The sequence below is a fragment of the Celeribacter sp. genome (assembly GCF_048270365.1).
In the GTDB taxonomy this organism is placed as follows: Bacteria; Pseudomonadota; Alphaproteobacteria; order Rhodobacterales; family Rhodobacteraceae; genus Celeribacter.
Map to the genome: position 1 here is coordinate 139,064 of NZ_JBLWTA010000006.1, position 21,694 is coordinate 160,757.

Sequence of the window (21,694 nt, forward strand, 5' to 3'; positions counted from 1 at the left end):
CCTTTTGCGCATCCGGCGCTTGCGGGTGGCACGCAATCCAACGCACCCAGTTCCCGAGGAGCGCCATGATCAATTTCTCTCTCCCAGATGCCCCCAGCCTCACCGCCTTGCGCAAACTCGCCGCAGAGCGGATCATCATTCTCGACGGCGCCATGGGCACGCAGGTGCAGACCTTTGGCCTCACCGAGGACGATTTCCAGGGCGACGGGTCCTATGATCTGAAATCCAATCACCCACAGCAGGGCAACAACGATCTGTTGTCCCTGACCCAGCCGTCTGTGATCGAGGAAATCCATTACCGTTTCGCCAAGGCGGGCGCGGATATCATGGAGACCAACACGTTCTCCTCGACCACCATCGCACAGGCGGATTACGGCCTCGAACACGCGGTCTATGACCTGAACGTCGCAGGCGCTCAGGTCGCGCGCCGCGCCGCCGAACGCGCCGAGGCCCATGACGGTCGCAAACGCTATGTCGCGGGCGCCGTGGGGCCGACCAACCGCACCGCTTCGATCAGCCCCGATGTGAACGATCCGGGCTACCGCGCGGTGAGTTTCAACGACCTGCGCGTGGCTTACGGCGAACAGATCAAAGGCCTGATTGACGGCGGCTCTGACCTGATCCTGATCGAGACGATCTTTGACACGCTGAACGCCAAAGCCGCCATCTTTGCCAGTTTCGAGGCCTTCGCCGAGGCGGGCCTGCGCCTTCCGGTGATGATCTCCGGCACGATCACCGATGCTTCGGGCCGGACCCTGTCGGGCCAGACCCCCACGGCGTTCTGGCATTCCGTGATGCACGCGCGCCCCTTCTCCGTCGGCCTCAACTGCGCGCTTGGCGCGGCCGCCATGCGGCCTCACATTGCCGAGTTGGCCGGGGTCAGCTCTTCGCTGATCTGCGCCTATCCGAACGCGGGCCTTCCCAATGCCTTCGGCCAATATGACGAAACGCCCGAACAAACCGCCGCACAGGTCGGCGAGTTCGCCCGCGAGGGTCTCGTCAATGTGGTCGGCGGCTGCTGTGGCACCACGCCGGACCACATCGCCGCCATCGCCGATGCCGTCGCCTCTTTTGCCCCTCGGGAGATTTCCGCATGAGCCATTACCTGCGTCTTTCCGGTCTCGAACCCTTTGTTTTGACACCCGATATTCCCTTCGTGAACGTCGGCGAGCGCACCAATGTGACGGGCTCCGCAAAGTTCAAAAAGCTGATCGTCAACCGCGATTTCGCCACCGCCCTCGACGTGGCCCGTGATCAGGTCGAGAACGGCGCCCAGATCATCGACATCAACATGGACGAGGGTCTGATCGATTCAAAACAGGCGATGATCGAGTTTCTGAACCTCATCGCCTCCGAGCCCGACATCGCCCGCGTGCCGATCATGATCGACAGCTCGAAATGGGAGGTGATCGAGGCCGGTTTGCAATGCGTTCAGGGCAAATCCGTCGTCAACTCAATCTCTCTGAAAGAGGGCGAAGAGTTGTTCCGCCATCACGCGGGGCTGTGTCTCGCCTATGGCGCGGCAGTCGTGGTCATGGCCTTTGACGAACAGGGCCAGGCCGACACGTTTGAGCGCAAGACCGAGATTTGCGCCCGCGCCTACCGTATTCTCGTGGACGAAATGGGTTTCCCGCCCGAAGACATCATTTTCGACCCGAACGTCTTTGCCGTCGCCACCGGGATCGAAGAGCACGACAATTACGGCGTCGATTTCATTGAAGCCACGCGTTGGATCCGGGAAAACCTGCCCTATTGTCACATCTCCGGCGGCGTCTCGAACCTGTCCTTCAGCTTCCGCGGCAACGAACCGGTGCGCGAGGCGATGCATGCGGTCTTTCTCTATCACGCCATCAAGGCGGGGATGGACATGGGCATCGTCAACGCCGGTCAGTTGGCGGTGTATGACCAGATCGACCCGGAGCTGCGCGAGGCCTGCGAAGACGTGGTGCTGAACCGTGCGCCGAAAGCGGGCGGCACGGCAACCGAGCGCATGCTCGACATCGCCGACCGGTTCCGCGGCGACAAGCGCGAAGAGAAAGTGCGCGATCTCGCGTGGCGCGAGTGGCCGGTCGAGAAACGTCTCGAACATGCGCTCGTCAACGGCATCACCGAATTCATCGAGGCGGACACCGAAGAGGCCCGTCAGGCCGCCGAGCGTCCGCTCCATGTGATCGAAGGCCCGCTGATGGACGGCATGAACGTCGTCGGCGATCTCTTTGGTTCCGGCAAAATGTTCCTGCCGCAGGTGGTGAAATCTGCCCGCGTGATGAAACAGGCGGTCGCGGTGCTCCTGCCCTATATGGAAGAGGAAAAACGCCTCAATGGCGGCGAGGGTCGTCAGACAGCGGGCAAGGTTTTGATGGCGACGGTCAAGGGCGATGTGCATGACATCGGCAAGAACATCGTGGGCGTCGTTCTGGCGTGCAACAACTATGAGATCGTCGATCTCGGCGTCATGGTGCCGCCGCAGAAAATCCTGCAAGTGGCGCGCGAGGAGAATGTCGATGTGATCGGCCTGTCGGGCCTCATCACGCCGAGCCTCGACGAGATGGTGCATCTGGCCGCCGAGATGGAGCGCGAGGATTTCCACATTCCGCTTCTGATCGGCGGGGCAACGACATCAAAGGTCCACACGGCGGTGAAAATCGCCCCGCGCTACTCGGGTCCGGCGGTCTACGTGCTGGACGCCAGCCGTGCGGTCGGCGTCGTGGGCAACCTCTTGTCGGCTGCGAACAAATCCTCCTATGTCACGGATATTCGAGAAGAATATGCCAAAGTGGCCGAGCGCCACGAACGCTCCGAGCGCGAAAAACTGCGCGTGCCTCTGGCCACCGCGCGCGGCAACGCCTTTGCCATCGACTGGAGCGATTACAAGGTCGATGCGCCGAAATTCTTTGGCGCAAAGGTGATCGAGGATTGGGACCTCGCGGAGATTGCCGAGTACATCGACTGGACGCCGTTCTTCCGCACCTGGGAGCTTAAAGGCGTCTATCCGAAAATCCTTGACGATCCGAAACAGGGCGAAGCGGCGCGGGGCTTGTTCGCCGATGCGCAAGCCATGCTCAAACGGATCATCGAGGAAAAATGGTTCGGGCCGCGCGCCGTTGTGGGCTTTTGGCCCGCCAATGCCACGGGCGACGACATCCGGCTCTACACCGGCGAGGACCGCAAGGAAGAGCTCGCCATGCTCCATACCCTGCGCCAGCAACACGCGAAGCGCGCGGGCAAACCCAATGTCGCGCTGTCGGATTTCGTGGCTCCCGAAGGGGGACCGGCGGATTATGTCGGCGGCTTTGTCGTCACGGCAGGTCCCGAAGAAGTGGAGATCGCCAAGCGTTTTGACCGTGAGCATGACAATTATTCGTCGATCCTCGTCAAGGCGCTCGCGGATCGCTACGCCGAAGCCATGGCCGAGATTCTGCACGAACGTGTGCGGCGCGACTATTGGGGCTACGGGGCGGATGAGACCTTCAGCCCCGAGGAGCTGATCGGCGAGCCGTATCGCGGCATCCGTCCCGCGCCGGGCTATCCTGCGCAGCCGGATCACACGGAAAAAGTCACGCTGTTCAACCTGTTGGACGCCGAAGCGGCCACCGGGGTCGAGCTGACCGAAAGCATGGCGATGTGGCCGGGCTCGTCCGTGTCGGGCCTCTATCTGGGCCACCCCGACGCCTATTATTTCGGGGTCGCCAAGGTCGAACGCGATCAGGTCGCCGATTACGCCGCCCGCAAAGGCATGGACATCGAAGTGGCCGAGCGCTGGCTCGCGCCGGTTCTCAACTACACGCCTGCGGGCGTCGCCGCGCCGAAAGGTGAAGTTGCCTGAGAGAGGCCCTGAGAGGGCGGTTTCACTCTGAGAGCGGATGGAAACAGGCCACCTCTGAGCTTGCCCCGACCGGGGTGAGCCGAGGTGCTCTCGCTCGGCATGTCTCGCTGGCGCGCGGGCAACGTGCGGCAAAGGCACAGCCCGGCGGCGGGTTCAGCGGGTCTGGCAGTTCCGTGCCCTCGGCCTCGGGCGGCGTCAAAGCCCGCCCCACCACCGGCGCGCTGTCGGCGAGCAATTTGGTGTAGGGGTGTTTGGGCGCGGCGAAGACCTCTTCGGCGGGGCCAACCTCCACGACAGAACCGAAATACAGAACCGCGATCCGGTCGCTGACCGCTTCGACCACGGCCAGGTCGTGGCTGATGAACAGGTAGGTCAGATCGAAGCTCCGGCGCAGATCGGCCAAGAGGTTCAGCACCTGCGCCTGCACCGAGACATCCAGAGCCGAGACCGGTTCATCCAGGATCAGGATACGGGCGTTCGCCGCCAAAGCGCGGGCGATGCCGATGCGCTGCGCCTGCCCACCGGAGAATTCATGCGGGTAACGGTCGAGGAATTCCTCGCGCAGATTGACGCTTTCGAAAATCTCGGAAATCCGTTGGCGCCGCGCCTCCGCCGCCATGTGGTGCAGGCGCTTGAGCGGCGCCTCCATGATCTGGCGAATGGTCTTGCGCGGGTTCAGCGACGAAATCGGGTCTTGGAACACATATTGGATGCGCTTGCCGAAAGCCGCCGGGTCGGCGGTATCCAAGGCGGCACCTTCGATCTCGATCTGGCCCGTGGTCGGCGGCAACAGCCCAACGAGCATGCGCGCCAGCGTCGATTTTCCGCAACCGGATTCCCCGACGATGCCCAGCGTCTCCCCCTGCTCCACCGTGAGGCTCAGCGGATGCACCGCCTTGACCGAGCCGGTGGATTTGCCAAAGAGCGACCGACCGACCGGGAAGGTTTTCGACAGGTCGGTGAGTTTGAGCGCGTTGGTCATGCGATCTCCTCCTGAGCCACGGGATACAGGCAGCGCACGGCGTGATGGCCGGTCTGCGCCAGTGCAATGTCCTCACGGCGACAAGCGTCCTGCGCCCGGTCGCAACGGTCGGCAAAGGCGCACCCCGCAGGCAGCTTGTCGACCACAGGCGGCAGGCCGGGAATGGCCTCCAGCCGCCGCTTGCCGCCGCCAAGCTCCGGCACACAGGCCATGAGCCGCGCAGTGTAAGGATGACGAGGGGCTTCCAGAATGTCGCTTGTGCGCCCCGTCTCGACCACGCGCCCCGCATACATCACCGCAACCCGGTCGCAAAGCTGCGCCACGACGCCAAAATCATGCGTGATAAAGACGATGGCGAGGCCACGCGAGCGCCTGAGATCATCAAGAATGGTGAGCACCTGCGCCTGCACCGTGACGTCAAGCGCGGTGGTCGGTTCGTCCGCGATGATGATGTCGGGATCATTGGCCAAAGCCATCGCGATGCCGACACGTTGTCGCATGCCGCCCGACATTTCATGCGGGTAATCCGAGATGCGTTTCTCGGCATTGGGGATGCGCACGGCATTGAGCAATTCCACGGCCTTGGCGCGGCCCGCCGCGCGCCCGATGGGCCGATGCGCACGGATCGCCTCAATCAGCTGATCGCCCACGCGGTACAGAGGGTGCAGCGTCGCCAGAGGGTCTTGGAAAATATAGGACACATTGCGCCCCCGCATGTCGCGCAGACGCTTGTAGGGCGCGCCGATCAGGTCCTCGCCCTCATAATAGGCCGCACCCCCGGTGATCACGCCGGGCGGCGAGGCGACGAGGCCCATGATGGAAAGCGCCGTCACGGATTTGCCGGAGCCGCTTTCGCCGATGATGCCGAGGCATTCGCCCTTTTCCACCGACAGATCCACGCCGCCCACGGCGCGATAGATGCGGTCCTTGATATGGAATTGGGTTTCGAGAGCTTTGACCTCCAAGAGGCCTTTCCCTTCCGGCGCGGGCGGTTGCTCTGCGCGATCCACACGCGTGGCGGCCATCGGACGCGACAGCGCGCCGGACTTCAGACGCGGGTCCAAAGCATCGCGCACCCCATCGCCCAAGAGGTTGATCGACATGACGATGATCAGGATCATCACGCCGGGCACGATGGAGGTGTGCGGATTGGTGATGAGCGCCGAACGCGCCTCGCCCAGCATGGACCCGAGATCGGCCTGCGGCGGTTGGCTTCCGAGGCCGAGGAACGACAGGCCAGCGGTCTCGAGAATCATCCAGCCGATGGTGGTAGACATGGCGATGACGATCACCGGGATCACATTGGGCAGAATTTCCGACAGGATGATCCGCGTGTTGGACAGGCCCGCAAGACGGGCGGCATCGACGAATTCCTTATGCGCGATGCCGACGGTGATGCCGCGAATGTTGCGGGCGAAAAAGGGCACGTTGACGGCGGAGACAGCGATCAGCGCGTTGAACAACCCCGGCCCGAGGGCGGCCACGATGGCCAGCGCCAAGAGGATATAGGGAAAGGCCATCAACATATCGACGCCACGCATGATGATATTGTCGATCCGCCCGCCATAATAGCCCGCGACGATGCCGATCCCTGCCCCAATCGTGGCGGCGATGATGGCGGCGGCAAACCCCACCGCGAGCGACAGCCGCGTGCCCCACATCAGCCGGGACAAGAGATCGCGGCCGAGATGATCGGTGCCGAGCAAAGCACCCTCGGAAAAGATCGGTTGGAACCGGTTCGAGGTATGCGTCACATCCGGGTCCGCGAGCGGCAAAAGCGGGGCCAAAAGCGCCAGGAGCACGACGAGCGACAGCACGATGCCCCCCGCCAAAGCCAGACGGTTGCGGGCCAGAAGGGTGAGAAAGGAGGTCATGTCTTGATCCTCGGATCGAGCAGGCTCTGCGCCACATCCACCATGATGTTGAACAGCACATAGCAGGCGGCGACAAAGACCACCCCGCCTTGCACCAGCAAAATGTCACGCTTGAGGATCGCATCGACCAGCATCCGCCCGACGCCCGGCCATTGGAACACGATCTCGATATAGACCGCGCCGGAGAGCACGAAACCGGCCTGAATGCCCAGAACCGGGATGATCGAAACCATGGCGGCTTTCAAAGCATGGCGCCAGATCACGCCGCGCTCATGCACGCCTTTCGCCCGGGCGGTGCGGATGAAATCCTGTCGCAGCACTTCGAGCATGGCCGAACGCGAGAGCCGCGCGACGACGCCGGTGGCGACAACGGCCAAGGCAAAGGCGGGCATGGCGAGATGGGTCAGAAGCACTGGCAAAGTCCGATCACCGTAAATGGGCCACATGCCGGAAACCGGAAACCAGCGCAGGTTCACGGCGAAAAACAGGATCATCATCATGCCGAGGAAAAACGACGGGATCGAAATGCCCAAAAGCACGACGAAAGTGATCGCCTTATCCGCCAGCCCGTATTGATTGGCCGCCGAAATGACCCCCGCCATGACACCCAACACGGAACAAAGAACAAAGGCCGTGCCCGCCAGCACCAACGTGCCGTTGAAGCGCTCCAGAACTTCGTCGATCACCGGGCGGTTGAGCGCGAAAGAGGTGCCGAAATCACCCTGCAACATATTGCCAAGCCAGATGAAATATTGCTGCACCAATGGCTTATCGAGGCCCAGATCGCGGTTCAGTTTTGCGACATTCTCGGGGGTGGCGTAGCTTCCCAAAATGGCGGTGGCCGGGTCGCCGGGGATGAGCGCCATGATCAGAAAGACGATGACCGTGATGCCAAACAGCACCGGGATCGCCGAGAGAAGTCGTTTTAGAATATAGCCTGTCATACGCGGCTCCCTGTGGCGGTTCCGTGGCGGCTCCGCAGTGGCGAATTGCGGTGTGAATGTCCCTAAAAAACCTGCGGACGTGGGCCGCCCGCAGGTTTTATCGCGCGTCAGTTCTTCACGACGTCATCAAGCAGCAGGAAGAAAGACGGTTGCAGGGCAAAGCCTTCGACCTTGTCGCTGGTGACCGCGTTCTGCTTCCAGTTGGCGACGAAGACCCAAGGCGCGTCCTCTTGCACGATCGTTTGCATCTCTTTGTAGAGCGCAGCACGTTCGTCCTGATCCGTGGCAACCCGCGCGGCTTCCAGCAATTCATCGACCTTCGGATTGGAGTAATAGCCGGAGTTGAACCCGCCCGCTTCGGGCCAGGCGTCCGTGCGCAGCGCGAGGAAGGGCAGCGTGTCGGGATCGTTGGTCATCCAGGCCATTTCGGCCATATCCGCCTTGCCCTCAAGGCCGGGGTTCACCTCGCCCAGGAAAGTGTTCCACTCGTAAGTCTCGATTTTCACATCGAACCCCACGGCCTCGAGATCGGCCTGAATGGCGGTGCCCATGGCGATGGGATCAAGCATCCCCGAACCGCCTTCGGTCACATAAAACGTCAGCTCGGCACCCTCAGCGCCCGCCTCGGCCAGCAAGGACTTGGCCTTCTCCGGATCATAGGGATAGGGCGACAGCTCGTCATTGTAGGCCCAAGCGAAGGCAGGCGGCGTGGGGCCAGCGGCGACATCCGCCGTGCCTTCGAGCACCTCATTGACCAAAGCCTCCTTGTTCACCGCATAGTTGGCGGCCTGACGCACGCGGACGTCGGCAAAGGGGCCATCCTTGGTGTTCAGGATCAGGAACCAGACATGCGGGCCGGCTTGTTCATAGACCTGATAGGCGTCGCTTTGGAATTCGGACAGCGCCACGGGCGGCACTTCGACCATCAAATCGATGCCGCCCGCCAGCATCTCGGCGGTGCGGGTGTTGGCGTCGGTGATCGGACGGAACACCACGGCCTGAAGCGCCGGCGCGCCGTCCCAATAATCGGGGTTGGCCTCGATCACCACCGCCTCGTTCGACCGCCATTCGGCGAATTTGAACGGCCCGGTGCCGGACGGGTTGCGGCCAAACTCGGCGCCATATTGCTCGACGGCGGAGGGCGAGACGATGAGGCCGGTGGGATAGGCCAGATTGGACAGGAACGGCGCATAGGGCGCATTCAAAGTGAATTTCACCGTCAGATCGTCCACCACCTCGACGCTGTCGACGGAGGAAAAGAAGAAGGCCAAGGGGAACGGCCCGGTGTTGTGATAGGGGTGGTTCTCATCGAGCATGCGCTCGAAATTGAACTTCACGGCCTCGGCATTAAACGGCGTGCCGTCGTGGAATGTCACCCCCTCGCGCAGGGTGAAGGTGTATTCGGTGCCGTCCTCGCTGATCTCCCAAGCGGTCGCCAAGGCCGGTTCGACCTCCAGCGTGCCGTCTTTGTAGCGCACGAGCCCGTCGTAGACGTTCATCAGAATGCGGAAGTCGTTCACGGCGGTGACGGCGGCCGGGTCGAGCGCCTTGGGCTCGGCGATCTGGCCGACGATCAACACGCCGGGCGGGGTTTGCGCCTGCGCGCCGCCGGAGATCCCCATGGTCAGGCTGAGCGTCAGAGCCAGCGCGGTGCCCGCGCCCAGAAGCGCGCGGCGGGTCAGGTGGCGGGGGACGTGAAAGAGTGACATGGGGTTTCCTCTCTTGTTTTGCGCCCGGTTTTGCGCAATGGATAATTTATCATGATAAATTGATGAGGCCAAATTTTCATGATAAATTCAAGCCTCCCTTTTCATGGAGACCCGAATGACAATCTCGATCCTGGCTTTTGACGAAAAAACGGGCGCTTATGGCGGGGCGGCCACCACGGGCAGCCTCTGCGTCGGTGGCTGGGTGCTGCGGGGCGACGCCGAATCGGGGCTTTCGGCCTCGCAAGGCTCCCTGCCCAGCACGTTCTGGGGCACCGATGTCCTCACGCTGATGCGCAATGGCAAGACGGCGGCAGAGGCTGTGCGCACTGTGACGCAGGCCGATACGGGCCGCAATGAGCGTCAATTGTCCGCGCTTGATCTCATGGGCGGCACGGCTTCTTTCACCGGCGCCCAAAGCATCACCACCGCAGGCGCGCGTCAGGGGCGGCATGTGATTGTCGCGGGAAATCTCTTGTCCTCGGAGGCGGTGCTGGACGCCTGTCTCACCGGTTTCGAAACCACCGAAGGCCCCCTCGCCCAACGTCTCATGGCGGCGCTCACGGCCGCGTCCCGCGCAGGCGGCGACAGTCGCGGATTGCTCTCCGCCGCCCTTTTGGTGGTCAGCCGGAATCGCCCGCCGCTGAGTTTGCGCATCGATTATTCGGAAACCCCGCTTGAGGCGCTCGCAGCACTTTATGCCCGCGCCACAAGCGGCGATTACGCCCGCTGGACGACCTATGTGCCGACCCTGAACGACCGCGAGCGCGGCATTCCTTTCCCGGACTAACCCTACTCGGCGATAAAGCCTTTCATCACCTCGGCCTCCTGCGCCTCCATCCGGGTTTTCGCCATCTCCATATGGCTTTTCATGATCCGCCGCGCGGCCTCCGCATCGCCGTCTCTCAGCGCGCGAATGAGGTCGAGTTGGTGATCACGCCCCTGCCGCCAGAGGTCTTCGTTGGGCGTGGCGTAGAGCTTTTTATAGACCGTCAGATCGGTCAAAATCTGGGCCATAAAGCCGATAAAAAAGCCCAAAAGCGCGTTCTGGCCGAAATCCGACAGGCGGGCGTGAAACCGCAAAGAAGATACATGTTGGCGGCGCTCTTCCTCTGTATCGGCGGCAGGACCAGCGTAGTCTTGCATGATCTCTTCGAGCTCAGCCAGTTGCTCAGGGCTCAAACGCCCGGCAAGACTGGCGGCGAGCTCCGGCTCCAAAGCGATGCGGACCTGATAGATGTCGGCCACCGTCACATCGCGGAAATAGAAGTAATTCGCCAAGAGCGCGCTGGCCCGGTCGCGGGAGACTTCGCCCACGAAACTGCCACCGCCCGGCCCCGTTTTGGTCTCGATGAGCCCCTGCGCCTGCAACAACCGCATGGCCTCGCGGATCGTGCCCTTGGACATGCCAAAACGCGCGATCAGCTCCGCCTCGCCCGGCAGACGATCGCCGGGCTGCAAACCACGTTTGACCACCCAATCCTTGATCTCCTCGGCCACCCTGACAGGGCGCGAGCGACGGGGCTGAGGTCTGTTTTCTGTGCCATTTTGCGGCACGGAGGGAGTGGTCATCTGCGAGGTCTCGATCTGGCGAATTGGGGCGTCCCGACATTTATCATGATAGATCCGACGACACGATCATAAAGCAAAAAAACTGTCTTTTGAGGCGGTTCAAATGCCCCGCGCCCGGAACCGGAACAGAGACTTGAGCGTTCCTTCATGAATAAGGAGAACAGCATGATGCAAACCGAACGGGGACGCCCGGAGACAGCGACTTGGGCCTTGGTGATCCTGGCGCTGATTGCCGGGGTGATAGCACTTAATCTGGCTCAGGCGCTGCTCGCGCCCTTTGTCCTGGCCTTTGTCTGTGCGGTGGTGCTGTCTCCGCTGTCGAACTTCTGGAAACGCTTTGGCCTTCCACCCGCAATCGGTGCGCTTTTGAGCCTCGGCACGGTACTGAGCCTTCTGGCCATTCTGGTGTTCATCGCGGAACCCGTGGTCGAGCGCGCCTATTTGCAAATCCCTGAAATCAAAAACGAATTGAGCGCGACCATCAGTCAGGTGCAAGACATGTTTCGTGGCATCAGCGATGTGACGAAAGAGGTGCAGGACACGATCTCACCCGATGGCGGCGGCGATGAAGGCGACGCCGTTAATTTGCCGTCGCTGGGCGACGCTTTGTTCGCCGCGCCCTCGCTGATCGCGCAAATCCTGCTTTTCGCGGCCGCCATGTTCTTTATCCTTTTGTCGCGCGACGAGATGTATGAGTGGCTCACCAAACTGCATCCCGAAGGCCCCTCCGCTGCCTGTCTGCGCGATGCAGATGCGCAGGTGTCGCGCTATTTCCTGACGATCACCCTGATCAACACCTGTTTCGGCGCCATCGTCGCCGGCGCCTTTTGGGCGCTTGGCCTGCCCGGCCCGGTGATTTGGGGGACGATTGCCGCCGTGATGAATTTCCTGCTCTACATCGGCCCTGCGACCGTGGCCGTGTCCTTGGTCGTCGCCGGGACCATCGCCTTTGACGGGGCGATGTCTCTGGCGCCTGTCGCGACATTTGTCACGCTCAACATGTTGGAGGGCCAGTTCATCACGCCGACCCTCGTGGGCCGCCACATGCAGGTGAACCCGCTTCTGGTCTTCCTGTCGCTGTGTTTCTGGCTTTGGCTTTGGGGACCGGTGGGGGGCTTTATCGCCATTCCGCTCCTGGTCTGGGGGCTGGCGGTGTTTGACGGATTGGGTCCGCCCAAACAAAACCAGTCGCCCCTTCTCATGAAATAGAACTTACGGAAAAGAATGGGAAAGGCGACCCTTCAGTCGCCTTCCACCTCCGTGAACCCACCGTCAGAGGCCTCATCGAAAGAGGCAATCGGGAAGTCGATCACGACACTGTAGCGGTCCTCTTCGTCCTCGACCTTGAGCTTACCACCGAGCTGCTGTGCAAAAGCCTGAATCAGGCTTGTGCCAAGCCCCGTGCCACTGATCTGTTCCGGCGGCAAAAGCGGCGCACCTTTGCTGTTGGAAATGGAAAGTCGGGCGATCTCAGGTTCCAAACGGGTGAGGCTGACCTCCACACAGGGCAGCCCCTCGTTCGGCCGCCCCACATATTTCAGAGCATTGGTCGTGGCCTCCGTGGCCAACAGTGACAAGGGCACGGCCTGATCCGGGTAAAGCGTGATCGGCTCGTAGCTCTGGGTGTTCTCCAGTTTGATCTCATTGCCGACGCCCGCATCGACCAGCTTGCCGACCGTGCTGCGCAACAGTTGATCGGCGCGCACCCGGCCCTCTGTGGTCGTCTCATAGAGGCTGCGATGCACGGTGGCGATGCTCATCACACGGCCCTGCACCTCTTTGAGGGCAAAGCGCGCCTCCGGCGTCTTTGCCTTTCGAACCTTCATATTCACAATAGAAGCAATGAGTTGCAGGTTGTTCTTGACGCGATGATGCACCTCCTTGAGGAGCACCGATTTGTCATGGATCGTGTCCTCAAGTTCGGCCTCATCGCGGATCACGGTTTCCGCCAGATCATGCCAAGCCCCTTCGATTTCGCGCAGCTCGCGCGGCAGTCCGGGGTCCTTGCGGCGCGGATTGTGGCGTCGGATCGACGCAAAGGTGCGCATGTCACGGCTCAGATGGCGAATGTGTTTGATGGCGAGGCGGTGAACCGCGAAATAGGCCACACCGAGGCTGGTGATCCACATCGCGATGGGAAAGATCATCGGTGTCGCAATCGCAAAGCCCGGCGCCACCGAGAGGCGCTCGCGCGGCCAGCTTCCGATGGCGTAAACCTGATCTTTGAGGATCGGCACCACGGCAAAGACGCGTTCCTCGCCATCATTGGTCACACCCGAAAAAGAGCTGCGGTACTCCCCGGTGAGATGGGCCAGAGGGCGACCTTCCGGCAGGCGCGCTTCGACGTCTTCCAACCCGCCAGACGCACTCAGCACCTCGCCTTCTGCGTTAAAGGTGATCAGTTCGACAGGCCGGTCGACCGGCGCGTTTTCGAGATTGATGCGGGTGTCTTCATGCGGCAGGGAGACGCTGATATAGCCATCGAAGACGCCATTCTCAAAGACCGGCGCGGAGAGCACGATCACTTGGCGATGACTGACCTGACCGTCCAGAACGAGATCGCTTCTGAGCTCAGGCGCCTCGATCATGTTCTTGTAAATGGTGCGATTTTTGAAATCTTGCCCGGCATTCGCAGAGCCGCAGGCCAAAATCCCATCGGCGCTGATATAGCCTGCAAAGGAAAACGACGGATTGCTTTCAATGAACTGCGAGAACACACCGTCACAGGCGTCTTCATCCGCGACGACAAAGGGCATGACGGCGGCCAGAGCCTCCGCCGTACCAAAACCCGTGCGGATCAAGGCCTCCTCGCCCGCCGCCGCCTGCGCGGTGAGCGCGAGCAGATTGCTCTGCGCGCGCTCATCCGCCGCTTTGGCGAATTGATGGGTGAGGGAGACGGCGATCAGGCCGATGGGAAACAGCGCAATCGACAGAAGAACCGCAATACGCACGCCAAGCCCGTCCACGCGGGCACGCACCATGCGCCAGATCACGCAGCGTCCCCCCGTCCCGGCATATTGGTGCTCATCACCGCCAATGTCTGTTGATCGGTCAGCTCCAAGGGCTCGCCCTCTTCGAGGTTCATCAGCGCGCTCAAGGCCTGACGCGCGCGGTTCACCCGGCTCTTGATCGTGCCCACCGCCACTTCACAGGTCTCGGCGGCCTCTTCATAGGAAAAGCCCATGGCGCCGACGAGCATCAGAGCCTCGCGCTGTTCGGATTTGAGCTGCACAAAGGCCGCTTCGAAATCCGCCATGGCGAGACGACCGTCATGGTCGGGTTTGTTCGCCAAAGTGGCGGCAAAGGCGCCATCCGTGTCCTGCACCTCGCGTTTGCTTTTGCGGCGATCGGAATAAAACGTGTTGCGCAGAATGGTGAACAGCCAGGCCCGCATATTCGTGCCAACCTGAAAAGAGGCGAGATTTTTCCACGCCTTGATCACCGCGTCCTGCACCAGATCGTCGGCCTGCGACGGGTTTCGCGTGAGGCTGAGCGCAAAGGCCCGCATCGCAGGCAAATGCGTGACGATCTCTTCGCGCGGATCGAGCGGGGGCGCCTCCTGCGCCAAGCTGGATTTACCGGTCATTGCGCGCATCCTGTTCCTTGAGCTGTTCAAGTAGCTCCAGGAAGCGGTCAGGCACCTCTTCGTCGAGGGTTTTCTGATAGACTTTTTTCAAATTCAGCTCGATCTGCTCATCGAGATTATGTTTTGGTTTGTGTTGCGCCATTATCTTTCCCATCTCAGGCCCATCTGATCGTATCCTGCGGGCTTTCTGAAAATTTTATACCGTTTTCGGGAACCAAACGCATTCCGGCGGCGTTTGGTTCCCGAGAAATCGAAAAAAAGGACGAAAATATATGTCGACAGCTCCGACAGAGAAGAAACTGTCCCTCATTGTGGCCAGCCTTCTGCCCTACCTGCGTCGTTACGCGCGGGCGTTGACAGGGGATCAACAGACCGGGGACAAATATGCGGCGACGACTCTTGAGGCGCTTTTGAGCGACCGCTCCGTCTTTGATGAGATCGAAAGTCCGAAAGTGGCTTTGTTCCATGCTTTCCACCTGATCTGGGCCAGCGCCGGCGCGCCGACGGGCGAGGATGAGACGGGTCTCGCAAAGCGTGCGCAGGCGCATTTGCGTCGCCTGACGCCCAACACCCGCGAGGCTTTGCTGCTTCACACCATCGAGGAATTCACCCTCGACGAGGTGGCCGAAATCATGGGCACCGATGTCGATGAGGTCGAGCACCTGTTGAACGTTGCCCAAAATGAAATGACCGAAAGCATCAATGGCCGTGTCATGGTGATCGAAGACGAGGCGATCATCGCGCTCGATCTTCAAGGCATCGTGGCCGACATGGGTCACCAGATCACCGGTGTTGCCAGCATCGCCAGCGAAGCGGTGAAACTGGCGAAAGAGACCCAGCCGGATCTGATCCTCTCGGACATCCAACTGGCCGATGGCTCGTCTGGCATCGACGCGGTGAACGACATTCTGCGCGCCTCGGGCGATGTGCCGGTGATCTTCATCACCGCCTTCCCCGAGCGCCTTCTGACCGGCGACCGCCCGGAACCGGCGTTCGTGATCACCAAACCCTATAGCGAAGATCAGGTGCGCTCTGCCGTGTCGCAGGCGATGTTCTTTGCCAGCACGGAAACGCTTGTGTCCTGAACTTGAGATCAAGCCAAACAAAACGCCCCGCCGAGAGATCGACGGGGCGTTTTTCGTTACGATCTTCAAACGATTACGACTTCGCAATCGCCCGAAGCATCCAGGCCGCCTTTTCGTGAAAAGCTGCACGCGCGGTCGCCATATCGGCGGTCACGTCGTCATTGTGCTCTTCCGCCAGTTTGATCAACTTGTGCATCTGGGAGGCCAACTGTTCATGGTCCTGCGCCAGATCGGCCACCATCTCTGTGGCGCTCGGCGATTTCGGCGTATCCTGCACCTTGGTGCCCGCCAGAATGTCGCCGATGGACATGGGCGCCAGTTGCCCCAACGCACGAATGCGTTCGGCCAACTCGTCAGTCGCCTCAAACAGCGCGCCATATTGCTCTTCGGTCAGATTGTGGACGCTGTAGAACAGCGGGCCTTCGACGTTCCAGTGATAGATATGCGTTTTCAACAGAAGCGCGTAAGTGTCTGTCAAAACTTGGGAAAGCCCGTCCGCAACAGCCTTCGGAGATTTAACTCCTGTGTTGACTTCGGTGGCTTCGGGGGTGGTGTCGAGACCATCCTTCATAATGTGCTCCTTTCTCATGAAATTCTTCGCGTGATGTTGGGGGATGCGCCGGTGTTAAACCGGCGGCTTACCCCGAACAGCACGTGCGACCATCGCCAGCAAAAACAGGACGATGAAGATGAAGAACAGGATTTGCGCAATCCCGGCAGAAGCGCTCGCGATGCCACCGAAACCGAAAACCCCGGCAACAATCGCAACGATAAGAAAAGTTAGTGCCCAACCAAGCATGGTAGTCTCCTTATTAGCGATTTCATACATGCGCTCATCAAGCGCGGTCTGAGAGGATAACGGCCCCGCCCGGCCCGAAGTTCCAAAGATATTTTTCGGAACCTTCCGCGGCGCTCAGGCGTTGATGGGACAACTGAAATTCTAAAGGAGAAAGATCATGGCACGTGCTCAAACCAATGGCGCCGTCGAACAGACTTCTGCTGATCTCTCGGCTCAAATCGAAACGCTGAAAGCGGATGTCGCCGAGCTCACCAAAGTGATGGGCGATTACGGTCGCGCGCAGAAAGCACAGCTCGGCGCCACCGCCGAAGAGAGCTTTGAGGCCGCGAAACAGAAAGGCGCCGAGACCGCAGATTACGCCCGCAAGCAGGCGCGTGACGCCTATGCCGGTGCGGAGAAAACCGTCCGCGCAAACCCCGCCGCCTCCGTCGGCATCGCCGCAGGTGTTGGGTTTCTGGTCGGCCTTCTGGCCAGCCGCCGCTCGTAAGGAGCGTTTGTTCATGCTGACGGCATTGCAACATCAGGTGACCCGGGGCGCATGTCGTGCGGCCTGGGTTTCTGCGGGGGGTATCCTCATGGCGGTGGGCATTGGTTTTTTGACCGTCGCCGCCTGGATCATGCTTAGCACCCTGCGTGATGCGCAGTTTGCGGCGCTGGTGATCGGTCTGGTCTATGTCGGCGTGGGACTGGTGATCATCGCGCTGAACACGCAAGGCACGCGCGCCTCCACGCTGGAAAAACAGCGCGCGGAAGAGGCCTACAGACGAACGGCCTATCCGTCCGAAGACGATCTCTTCGCCCGCATCGCCATCGCCTTTTCCGAAGGCCTTCAAGCCGGTAAAGCCTTGCGAAAGTAAGGCTTTACACCCCAGTCCTCAAGTTTTGGCGCCGCTCTTGCAAACCCGCCATTCTTGCAAACACAAAGCGACACAAAAATCCATTTGGCAGGACGAGAGAACATCTCAGGCATGTCGGCTCTGTGGTAGTTGGTCTCTTACTGCCTTGCAAAAGAGACGCTGGCGGAGGCTCAGGGATTCGAACCCTGGGGACGCTTTCACGCCCGTCGGTTTTCAAGACCGGTGCATTCAACCACTCTGCCAAGCCTCCTACGCGCATGCCCCGAGCGGGTTCGGACAGGATTAGCGTCCTCGGTTTGATTCTAAAACCCATCTTATGCATCCTGTTTTGCCCAACGCCCTCGCGCACCCCCCGCGCACACCCCGTGCTATTTTCCGCCACTTGCGCAATGCGGGGCTTTCCAGCTTGGGGGCGAACCGTTAGACTGTCGCCAAATCCTTTCGGGACGACAGGGGATTTTCTCCTCCCGAAACGGCAAAAGATAAAATGAGCAGACAGAGCAACCTGAGCCCGACAGAAAAATGCCGGGCAAATCAGGGGTGATATAGGGGCATACTCATGCGAATGACGGGTAAAGGGACGCGCGTTGCGCTCTTTGTGGGGGTCACACTCGCGCTGACAGCGTGCGAGGACGGACAATCCTTTTTCGACAAGATGAAAGCGCCAGCAGGGGCGCAGGCGGCTTCGACTTCCACGAAACTGGTGGAACGCGATGTCGAGGCGCCGGATGTGTTTCAGGTGACGGACACGGGCCTTTGGGACGGGCGTCCGTCTTTGGGCGGTGTCTGGGTGGCGCATTCCGATGTGACCGATCCCGAGCGCGTCATCATCCGCAACGAGAAAAACGGCAAATTCGTCATCGGCGCGTTGTTCAAACGCGAAGCCACCTCGCCCGGGCCGGGCATTCAGGTGTCCTCTGACGCTGCCGAAGCCCTTGGCATGCTGGCAGGCTCTCCGGCCGAGTTGAACATCACCGCGCTCAGACGCGAAGAAGTCGCGCAAGCGCCGGAAACCGTCGAGACCCTCGCAGAAACGGAAACCATCGCGGCGACCTCGCTCGACGATCCGATCGCCGATGCGGCGGCCACGCTCGACACACTCGATGCGCCTGCGGTGAAACCAGCCACCCCGCCAGCCCCCCCGACAACGGCACCGGCAGCGAGCGCCCCAAAACCGGCGGCGCCGAAACCCGCGTCCTCTGGTCTTTCGAAAGCCTATTTGCAGATCGGGATTTTCTCGATTGAGGCCAATGCCAAACGCACGGTCGATATGTTGGGCTCGCAAGGCATCGTTGCGACGACAAAATCCGGCAGTTCGAACGGCAAAGACTTCTGGCGTGTCGTCGTCGGCCCCGCCGCCACCGCGTCTGAACGCGCGGCACTTCTCGAAAAAGTGAAAAAGGCGGGCTTCACGGACGCCTATGCCGTAACGCATTAAGAGACAAAGCCGGGCGGGCCTGAGAGGCCTGCCCCACCACCCTAGACGCCCCGCCCGAAAGGACGCCCCGCCCCCATGTTGCGCCTCATCGCCAAAAGCCTCACAGCCGGTTTTCTGACCCTGACCCTCACCCTGCCCGCCGCCGCGTTTGAAACGCGCGCACGCGCCGCTTGGGTCTATGACCTGACGACCGAAACGGTCTTGATGAACAAAGAGGCTCAGACACCTCTGCCGCCCGCCTCCATGTCGAAACTGATGACGCTCAACATGCTGTTCGAGGCGCTGCGCGATGGGCGTGTGACGCTCGACACGCGGTTTTCGGTCTCGACGCGGGCGAAAAACATGGGCGGTTCGACCATGTTCCTCAACGAGACCGACCGTCCGTCCGTCGAAGAACTCATTCAGGGCATCATCGTCCTGTCCGGCAATGACGCCTGTGTCGTCGTCGCCGAAGGGCTGGCGGGCACCGAGGACAATTTCGCGCGTCTGATGAACGACCGTGCGCGGGTTTTGGGTCTGGAAAATTCGACCTTCGCCAATGCCTCCGGCTGGCCCAACCCCAACCAACGCATGTCGGTCGAGGATCTGGGCAAATTGGCAATCCGTTTCATCACCGAATTCCCGGAGTATTACGGCTATTTCGGCCAGCATGAGTTTCCCTACGACAACCGGGCGCCGCAGAACCGTCACAATCGCAACCCCTTGTTGAAACTCGGCATTGGCGCCGATGGTCTCAAAACCGGCCACACCGAAGAGGCGGGCTATGGTCTCGTTGGTTCCGCCACGCAGGGCACGCGTCGGGTGGTATTTGTGCTCTCCGGTCTTGCGACCGAGGCCGACCGCGCGCAGGAAAGCGAACGCATCGTCAACTGGGCCTTCCGCCAGTTCGCCGAAAAATCCGTCGCCGAAAAAGGCCATGAATTTGCCCGTGCCAATGTCTGGATGGGCGATCAGACCGAGGTGGGACTTGTCGCCGCCGAGGATATTTCCGTCCTGCTGCCCGGCAGCCAGTTGGAAAAACTCTCGGGTGAGGTGATCTACACCGGCCCTTTTGAGGCCCCGATCACCCAGGGCGACACGCTGGCCGAGCTGGTGATCCCGCGCGAAGACCTGCCCGAAGCGCGTATCCCTTTGGTCGCGGACCGCTCGATTGCGCGCGGCGGATTGGCTCCGAGGTTGCGCACGGCCTTCATGGTGCTTAAGGACAAGTTGGAAGGGCAAACGGGTCTGGCCGTAGCCGAATAACCAACTGCGAGAACACGGGAGCGCCATGTTCATCAGCTTCGAGGGCATCGACGGGTCCGGCAAATCGACACAAGCACGGCTTTTGGCCGAGGGTCTTCTGGCTTTGGGTCATGAGGTTGTGCACACCCGCGAACCGGGCGGCTCTCCGGGGGCGGAGGAAATCCGCTCCCTCGTGCTCGAAGGCGACCCGGACCGCTGGTCGGCGGAAACCGAGATATTGCTTTTCACCGCCGCCCGTCGTGATCATCTGGAAAAAACCATCCGCCCCGCCCTCGCCGCTGGCAAAGTCGTCATCTGTGACCGTTTTGCCGACAGCACGCGGGTGTTTCAGGGCGTCACGCGCGGTGATTTGCAGGACAAGGTGAACCGGCTTCATAATGAGATGATCGGGATCGAGCCGGACCTGACGCTGCTGTTCGACATGGACCCGGCGATCGGGCTGGCGCGCGCCAAGGGGCGGCAGACCTCCGAGGAGCGGTTCGAAGATTTCGGGCAGGGTTTTCAGGAAAAATGCCGCGCGGCCTTTCTCGATCTGGCGCGGGCGCATGACCGGTTCACCGTGATCGACGCCGGGCGCGAGATCGAGGTCGTGGCCAAAGAGGTTCTGTCCCTCGTTGCGGGGCAACTGTCCTCATGAGCAGTCTTGGCGAAATGGAGATGGCGCCGGAGGCCGATTGCGCGCCGGGCGCCCCGCATCCGCGCAAGACTTCGACGCTCTTCGGTCAGACGCATGCGGAGGAAAATTTCCTCGACGCTTTCAATTCGCACCGGATGCATCACGCCTGGCTGATCACCGGCCCGCGCGGGGTGGGCAAGGCCACGCTCGCCTGGCGCATCGCGCGTTTTTTGCTGGCGCAGCCGGTGGAGGATGAAGGCGGGTTGTTTGGCGATGTCCCGCCCCCGACGGACAGCCTCGACTTGGTTCACGACCACCCGGTCTATCGCCGCTCCGCGCAACTGGCCGAACCGCGTCTGTGCCTCATTCGCCGCGAATGGGACGCCAAGAAATCCCGCCACGGCACAGTGATCACCGTCGAAGAGGTGCGCAAGCTCAACTCCTTCTTTCACATGTCGGCCGCCGATGGCGGGCGCCGCGTCGTCATTGTCGACAGCGCCGATGAGATGAATGTCTCCGCCGCCAATGCCCTGCTCAAGACCCTCGAAGAGCCGCCGAAAGACGCGTTTCTCCTGCTGATCTCGCACCAGCCCTCGCGGCTTTTGCCAACGATCCGAAGCCGCTGCCGCGAGCTGCGCCTCGGGCCGCTCCAGCCCACCGATTTGGCCCAAGCCCTTGACGCGGCAGGGTTCGATGCCGCAGAGCAGTCAGACGCATTGGCGGAATTGTCCGCCGGCTCTGTGGGGGAGGCGTTGAGGTTGACGAATTTGGGCGGGCTGGATGTGTACCGCGATCTGGTGGAATTGTTCTCCACCCTGCCCCGACTGGATCGGGCGCGGGCGCTGAAACTCGCCGAGGGCTGCGTGGGCGCCGCCAACATCGACCGCTATGACCTGACGCTGGGTCTCATCGACCGGTTTCTGACCCGGCTCGCGCGCGCCGGTGCCGGGCGTCCGCCGATTGTCGAGGCCGCGCCGGGAGAAGCCGCGCTTTTGACCCGACTGGCGCCCGACAGCTTTGCCGCCCGCGATTGGGCGGTGTTGCAGCAAGAGCTTTCCGCACGGGCACAACATGCAAGGGCGGTGAACCTTGACCCTGCCGCTCTGATCCTTGATATGGTATTCAAGATCAACGACACCGCCTCCCGCATCAGCCGATGATGTC

At 61.3% G+C, this 21,694-nt stretch carries 21 protein-coding genes and 1 tRNA gene; 11 read left to right on the forward strand and 11 right to left on the reverse strand.

What is annotated here, in order from left to right; genetic code table 11:
• The first annotated feature begins 65 nt into the window (after positions 1-65).
• Both ACN0X0_RS10230 and metH read left to right on the forward strand, forming a co-directional pair.
• Positions 66-1,097 carry a homocysteine S-methyltransferase family protein gene (locus ACN0X0_RS10230; protein WP_417279080.1) on the forward strand — a complete coding sequence of 344 codons (1,032 nt, stop codon included), beginning with the start codon at positions 66-68 and terminating at the stop codon, positions 1,095-1,097.
• Positions 1,094-3,826, forward strand: coding sequence for a methionine synthase (gene metH, locus ACN0X0_RS10235; protein WP_417279081.1), 2,733 nt, complete (start codon positions 1,094-1,096; stop codon positions 3,824-3,826). The genes ACN0X0_RS10230 and metH overlap by 4 nt, the downstream gene beginning before the upstream one ends.
• A gap of 22 nt (positions 3,827-3,848) precedes the next feature.
• On the opposite strand, the gene ACN0X0_RS10240 is transcribed toward metH, so the two are convergent.
• The 4 genes from ACN0X0_RS10240 to ACN0X0_RS10255 all read right to left on the reverse strand — a co-directional run bounded on the left by ACN0X0_RS10240 (position 3,849) and on the right by ACN0X0_RS10255 (position 9,335).
• Positions 3,849-4,808 carry an ABC transporter ATP-binding protein gene (locus ACN0X0_RS10240; protein ID WP_417279082.1) on the reverse strand — a complete coding sequence of 320 codons (960 nt, stop codon included), beginning with the start codon at positions 4,806-4,808 and terminating at the stop codon, positions 3,849-3,851.
• Complete coding sequence (locus ACN0X0_RS10245) at positions 4,805-6,682, reverse strand: dipeptide/oligopeptide/nickel ABC transporter permease/ATP-binding protein (RefSeq protein WP_417279083.1); 1,878 nt, start codon at positions 6,680-6,682, stop codon at positions 4,805-4,807. Before ACN0X0_RS10245 ends, ACN0X0_RS10240 begins: the two co-directional genes overlap by 4 nt.
• The gene (locus ACN0X0_RS10250) at positions 6,679-7,626 is read right to left on the reverse strand and encodes an ABC transporter permease (protein WP_417279084.1); all 948 of its coding nucleotides are present in this window, start codon (positions 7,624-7,626) and stop codon (positions 6,679-6,681) included. Before ACN0X0_RS10250 ends, ACN0X0_RS10245 begins: the two co-directional genes overlap by 4 nt.
• Before the next feature lie 107 nt (positions 7,627-7,733).
• A complete protein-coding gene (locus ACN0X0_RS10255; RefSeq protein ID WP_417279085.1) occupies positions 7,734-9,335 on the reverse strand; it encodes an ABC transporter substrate-binding protein in 1,602 nt (533 codons plus the stop codon).
• 115 nt (positions 9,336-9,450) lie between these two features.
• Here ACN0X0_RS10255 and ACN0X0_RS10260 point away from each other — a divergent pair, with 115 nt between their 5' ends.
• Entirely contained in the window at positions 9,451-10,122 is a 672-nt protein-coding gene (locus ACN0X0_RS10260; RefSeq protein WP_417279086.1) for a DUF1028 domain-containing protein, read from the forward strand.
• Between the two features lie 2 nt (positions 10,123-10,124).
• Here the strand turns inward: ACN0X0_RS10260 and ACN0X0_RS10265 are convergent, their stop codons facing one another.
• Entirely contained in the window at positions 10,125-10,904 is a 780-nt protein-coding gene (locus ACN0X0_RS10265; RefSeq protein WP_417279087.1) for a FadR/GntR family transcriptional regulator, read from the reverse strand.
• Positions 10,905-11,069: 165 nt separating this feature from the next.
• On the opposite strand from ACN0X0_RS10265, the gene ACN0X0_RS10270 reads away from it, so the two are divergent.
• Positions 11,070-12,113, forward strand: coding sequence for an AI-2E family transporter (locus ACN0X0_RS10270; protein WP_417279088.1), 1,044 nt, complete (start codon positions 11,070-11,072; stop codon positions 12,111-12,113).
• 32 nt (positions 12,114-12,145) lie between these two features.
• Here the strand turns inward: ACN0X0_RS10270 and ACN0X0_RS10275 are convergent, their stop codons facing one another.
• From ACN0X0_RS10275 to ACN0X0_RS10285, 3 genes are read right to left on the reverse strand one after another with little or no spacing between them, the layout of a single operon-like run.
• A complete protein-coding gene (locus ACN0X0_RS10275; RefSeq protein ID WP_417279089.1) occupies positions 12,146-13,897 on the reverse strand; it encodes a histidine kinase dimerization/phosphoacceptor domain -containing protein in 1,752 nt (583 codons plus the stop codon).
• The gene (locus tag ACN0X0_RS10280; RefSeq protein WP_417261711.1) at positions 13,894-14,490 is read right to left on the reverse strand and encodes an RNA polymerase sigma factor; all 597 of its coding nucleotides are present in this window, start codon (positions 14,488-14,490) and stop codon (positions 13,894-13,896) included. The genes ACN0X0_RS10275 and ACN0X0_RS10280 overlap by 4 nt, the downstream gene beginning before the upstream one ends.
• Entirely contained in the window at positions 14,480-14,632 is a 153-nt protein-coding gene (locus ACN0X0_RS10285) for a NepR family anti-sigma factor (RefSeq protein ID WP_417261710.1), read from the reverse strand. The genes ACN0X0_RS10280 and ACN0X0_RS10285 overlap by 11 nt, the downstream gene beginning before the upstream one ends.
• 130 nt (positions 14,633-14,762) lie before the next feature.
• On the opposite strand from ACN0X0_RS10285, the gene ACN0X0_RS10290 reads away from it, so the two are divergent.
• Positions 14,763-15,575: a response regulator gene (locus ACN0X0_RS10290; RefSeq protein ID WP_226550087.1), complete on the forward strand. Its 813-nt coding sequence runs from the start codon at positions 14,763-14,765 to the stop codon at positions 15,573-15,575.
• Positions 15,576-15,648: 73 nt separating this feature from the next.
• Here ACN0X0_RS10290 and ACN0X0_RS10295 read toward each other — a convergent pair whose 3' ends face one another.
• Positions 15,649-16,146, reverse strand: a complete 498-nt coding sequence (locus tag ACN0X0_RS10295) for a Dps family protein (RefSeq protein WP_417279090.1) — start codon at positions 16,144-16,146, stop codon at positions 15,649-15,651.
• Positions 16,147-16,200: 54 nt separating this feature from the next.
• The gene (locus ACN0X0_RS10300; RefSeq protein WP_226550082.1) at positions 16,201-16,374 is read right to left on the reverse strand and encodes a DUF1328 domain-containing protein; all 174 of its coding nucleotides are present in this window, start codon (positions 16,372-16,374) and stop codon (positions 16,201-16,203) included.
• Between the two features lie 157 nt (positions 16,375-16,531).
• Between ACN0X0_RS10300 and ACN0X0_RS10305 the strand changes: the two genes are divergently transcribed.
• Together ACN0X0_RS10305 and ACN0X0_RS10310 are read left to right on the forward strand one after the other, a co-directional pair.
• The gene (locus tag ACN0X0_RS10305) at positions 16,532-16,861 is read left to right on the forward strand and encodes a DUF883 family protein (RefSeq protein WP_417261707.1); all 330 of its coding nucleotides are present in this window, start codon (positions 16,532-16,534) and stop codon (positions 16,859-16,861) included.
• Positions 16,862-16,874: 13 nt separating this feature from the next.
• Entirely contained in the window at positions 16,875-17,231 is a 357-nt protein-coding gene (locus ACN0X0_RS10310) for a phage holin family protein (protein WP_417279091.1), read from the forward strand.
• Positions 17,232-17,391: 160 nt separating this feature from the next.
• Here the strand turns inward: ACN0X0_RS10310 and ACN0X0_RS10315 are convergent.
• Positions 17,392-17,481 (reverse strand) — tRNA-Ser (locus ACN0X0_RS10315).
• A gap of 315 nt (positions 17,482-17,796) precedes the next feature.
• Between ACN0X0_RS10315 and ACN0X0_RS10320 the strand changes: the two genes are divergently transcribed.
• The 4 genes from ACN0X0_RS10320 (at position 17,797) to ACN0X0_RS10335 (ending at position 21,690) form a co-directional block, all read left to right on the forward strand.
• Positions 17,797-18,669: an SPOR domain-containing protein gene (locus tag ACN0X0_RS10320; RefSeq protein WP_417279092.1), complete on the forward strand. Its 873-nt coding sequence runs from the start codon at positions 17,797-17,799 to the stop codon at positions 18,667-18,669.
• Positions 18,670-18,744: 75 nt separating this feature from the next.
• Positions 18,745-19,914, forward strand: coding sequence for a D-alanyl-D-alanine carboxypeptidase family protein (locus ACN0X0_RS10325; protein WP_417261634.1), 1,170 nt, complete (start codon positions 18,745-18,747; stop codon positions 19,912-19,914).
• A 25-nt stretch (positions 19,915-19,939) separates the two neighbouring features.
• On the forward strand, positions 19,940-20,551 hold the full coding sequence (gene tmk, locus ACN0X0_RS10330; protein ID WP_417279093.1) for a dTMP kinase: 612 nt from the start codon (positions 19,940-19,942) through the stop codon (positions 20,549-20,551).
• On the forward strand, positions 20,548-21,690 hold the full coding sequence (locus ACN0X0_RS10335; RefSeq protein ID WP_417279094.1) for a DNA polymerase III subunit delta': 1,143 nt from the start codon (positions 20,548-20,550) through the stop codon (positions 21,688-21,690). The genes tmk and ACN0X0_RS10335 overlap by 4 nt, the downstream gene beginning before the upstream one ends.
• Positions 21,691-21,694: the final 4 nt, after the last annotated feature.